Raw genomic sequence first — 3,336 nt, forward strand, 5'->3', positions numbered from 1 at the left:
TACCTCACCATTAAGATAAATGCTATAATTATTTGATTCAAGAGCCAAAAGTAAAACCAGAAATATAGAGAGCTTACTAACAAGCTCTCTATAAAGTTTCGGTCTTTTACCACTTATCTTCCAGACTAGGATCTGTTAGCAGTATTCAAGCTACCAACTTGAATATTCAGATTAATTTTTTGTCCTTCCCGGCTAATTTCTACGGGTAAATTATCGCCGATTTGAGTGTTATCAACAATTTCCTGAACCGCATCGGGATCGGTGACATTCTTACCACCTACAGACTTTAACACATCACCCGATCGCAATCCCGCTGCTGCGGCAGGAGAATCTCTCATCACCCGCACTAACAAGACACCAGAATCATCGGGGATAGTCCAATTATCAGCCATAGGACTATCGGCTAATTGTTCTTTTACCTCTGGAGTTAACTGTACCATTTGAACACCGAGATAGGGATGTTCCACCTTACCCGTGGCGATTAATTGTTCAGCGATTCTTTGGGCAGTCTTAATCGGAATAGCAAAACCTAAACCCTGGGCATTTTGAATGATAGCGGTGTTAACTCCGATAACTTCTCCCCGAGCATTTAACAAAGGTCCGCCGGAATTTCCGGGGTTAATTGCCGCATCGGTTTGTAGGAAATCCACCCGTTTATCACTAGCACCAATTTGGGAGCCATTGCGTTCCTTGGCACTAATAATCCCCGTGGTGACAGTGTTATCTAATCCCAAAGGATTACCGATAGCGATCGCCCATTCTCCCACCTGTAAACTATCAGAATTACCTAATTTAACTGTGGGTAAATTGCTCGTTTCTACCTGTACCACTGCCACATCAGTTAAAGGATCACTACCTAAAACTTTACCATCGATAGTGCGACCATCTTTGAGGGTGACAGTCACCTTATCTGCTCCCTCGACAACGTGAGCATTGGTGATAATTTTACCGTCATTACTGATAATAAACCCGGAACCTGTACCCCTTTGAACTTGTTTTTCTCCTCGCTCTGGTATTTGGGAACCGAAGAAGCGACGGAAAACAGGATCGTTAGCAAATTCCGAAAAATCACCGCCTCCATTGACTTCCCTAGAAGCATTAATTCTTACCACCGCCGGCCCCACTTCTTGCACCACAGAAGCGACAAAATTGGTGGGAATAACCAGAGACGAGGAAGCGGCTGCGGCTGCTGTGGAGGGGCGAGGATTATTGGCAGCCGGGGCAATATTTTGGGCTAATTCTAGAGGATTTTGACTGTAGGCGTAGGTGGCACCGATACCTAAACCGGCACCCAAAACCAGTAAGGAGGAATAGGCAAAAAGTTTTTTCATTGCAGAAGATTTGGAGCGTTTGGGATTAACTTCGTTGATCGGGGAAATATTATCGTTAAAAATATTGCGAGTCATAGTTTTTATTGTTTAACCATTCTGAGAAGGGAATAAAAGTCAGTCCTAATAATCGTGGGTGTGAGAGGAGTGTTTCGGAAAACGGCTTGGGACTGACTATCTCTAATTTAGGTGGGGGATATGAACTTACTGTGACGCAGACATGAACTTTTGATTACAAGTTCATTGTTTTATAGTTTTTGACAGCTATAAGCATTAATACGCATGGCACAAGTGAGATGCTCCTCAGCAGAATAGACTCACTACTATGGCACAATTTAATTTTTGGGTTGCATTAATTAACCTAATCTAGGGAAGATAACAATAGAAAAAACGGAATTGTGAGGATAGTTTTATGTTTCGTTAGCCTTTGGGATGCAGGAGAAAAGCCAATAACCAACCGCTTGCTAAACCGCTTAGATTTGTAACCTCAAGAATCAGAAAAATATTGAAAAGGCTAAAGTTTTTCTTTTCTAACTCGTATGTAGTCAAAAACAAAGTAAAGAATATTCCTATACTCCCTATTCCAGTTACTATTCCCCCAAGAACATTCCCTGACATAAAACTGAAAGTAATACCACCTATCAATCCAAAGACAACCAAGAAAAATAAATCTTGAACACCTGTCCAGTGATAAAAAATCGAAGCCGCAAGCCAAACCACACCCGCAGCCCCAGCCCAAACCGCAGCCCCAGCCACAGCTTCCCAATGTGCTAAACGCACGACTGAAGCGTAACCGACTAGAGCATAAACAAGAAACATACCGATTAACCAACCCCAGGGAAGAGCTTTGAGTTTTTTCTGAAGAGAATTTTCAGAAGGTTTTGGGTTAACAGGGGCTTTTGTTTCAGCTACTTTTGGCTCTTTCTTTGGCTGTGGGGGATTAACTTTTTCTTGACGATATTTCTTTTCTACAGGAGGCGGTGGTAATTCCAATTGTTGAAGCCAATCGGACATAGACTGAGGGCGGTTTTCTTTTTCCAAAGCCATCCCCAGAGTAATGGCTTTGTTAAGATGATCACTTAAATTAGGATTAATTTCTTTCGGTGATGTTAAAGGACGATTCTCTAAACGGCGTTCCATTGAAGGAGTCGGTCTTTGACCTGTTACCGCATAATAAAAACTGGCCGCTAGGGTGTAAATATCCACACTAGGCTGACGATTGGCTTTGCTACCTCCATAAATTTGTTCATAGGGGGCAAAACTGGGATTCGCGGCATAATCCGTCGAACTACTACCAGCCGGAATAATCTCTTTAGCAATGCCAAAATCAATCAGGATAGCATTCCCATTGGGTTGAATCATAATATTACCAGGGTGAGCATCTCGGTGTACCATTCCTGCTTGATGAACTGCCTCTAATGCGCTGCCAATTTGCCGAATATATTTCAAACATTCCGCTTCCGATAATTTTCCTTGAGTTTTCACCTTTTCGATCAAAGTTTGACCCTGAATAAAATCCATCACCAAACAGGGAACTTGACCTTCCATAAAAAAATCGGAAATACGGACGATATGGGGATGGGGAGTCTGGGAAAATTTGGCTAACTTGCGTCCTTCTTCCTCAAATTGTTTAACATAATCCTTGTATTCCGTATCTCTTTTTTGCAAAATATCAGGAGTTTTGATCACCACTTCCATGATGAGTTGGCGATGACGTGCTTTATAGGTCAGGCCAAACCCTCCCCGTCCCAAGACCGCAAGGATCTCGTACTTGCCATTGTGGAGGAGTTGTCCCGCTTGCCAAACCATAAAATTTTGCAACAGTTATTTTTATTATACCAAAAAATCTGCCGTTGTCTCAAAATTGGCTTATATTTTGGTATTTGAGTTTGGGTGGTGATTCGGTAGTAGTGATGGCGGCTTAATCTTTGATCAGGGAGCATCTCATTTATGCAAGTGAGTAATTGTACTTATACCTAAAACTGCTTTCTAGCAAGGCTTTCAAAAT

At 42.1% G+C, this 3,336-nt stretch carries 2 protein-coding genes; both read right to left on the minus strand.

Annotated features, from left to right (window positions below):
* Positions 1–125: 125 nt before the first annotated feature.
* On the minus strand, positions 126–1,406 hold the full coding sequence (locus IQ242_RS20225; RefSeq protein WP_193961187.1) for an HhoA/HhoB/HtrA family serine endopeptidase: 1,281 nt from the start codon (positions 1,404–1,406) through the stop codon (positions 126–128).
* Between the two features lie 342 nt (positions 1,407–1,748).
* Positions 1,749–3,137 carry a serine/threonine-protein kinase gene (locus tag IQ242_RS20230; RefSeq protein WP_193961188.1) on the minus strand — a complete coding sequence of 463 codons (1,389 nt, stop codon included), beginning with the start codon at positions 3,135–3,137 and terminating at the stop codon, positions 1,749–1,751.
* Positions 3,138–3,336: the final 199 nt, after the last annotated feature.

It is taken from the genome of Microcystis sp. LEGE 08355 (genome assembly GCF_015207185.1).
Taxonomy (GTDB): Bacteria; Cyanobacteriota; Cyanobacteriia; order Cyanobacteriales; family Microcystaceae; genus Microcystis; species Microcystis panniformis.

Excerpts from the sequence above, each read along its gene's own strand:
- IQ242_RS20230 (WP_193961188.1), bottom strand. The coding sequence starts at position 3,137 with ATGGTTTGGCAAGCGGGACAACTCCTCCACAATGGCAAGTACGAGATC.
- IQ242_RS20225 (WP_193961187.1), bottom strand. The coding sequence starts at position 1,406 with ATGACTCGCAATATTTTTAACGATAATATTTCCCCGATCAACGAAGTT.